Genomic DNA, 340 nt, shown 5'->3' on the forward strand with positions numbered 1-340 from the left:
AAAACCCTTATGCCCCACAAGGGAACAAATTCAAAGCGGCGCTCAGCCAGGTGATCGTAACCGGGTGCAGGCCTCTGACAACCGGAACATAAAGCATGGCTGTTCTTCCGGGGAACAACAGTGACATGGAAGACTTCGACACCTTGATAGAAGCCCGGTTTTACATCCTGATAAACAAATGACTTGAGTTTATGAACTTTATTGAGGATAGTTTTTATCAGCATCAGCGGTGTTTTTTGTTGTTTTTTTTGTCTGCAAACAAAAAAATACCAGAAATCAACCGCTGGTGCTTTTACCTCAAATGTCTCTCATTTTTACCCACAGATATCCCTGAAGAGCC

The 340-nt window shown here is 43.2% G+C and carries 1 pseudogene; it reads right to left on the reverse strand.

Annotated features, from left to right (window positions below):
- A pseudogene (locus ACY2RQ_RS19920) lies at nt 1–224 on the reverse strand (hypothetical protein); the annotation flags it as partial.
- Between the last annotated feature and the right edge of the window lie 116 nt (nt 225–340).

The sequence above is a fragment of the Parendozoicomonas sp. 209JJ7-1 genome (assembly GCF_058147085.1).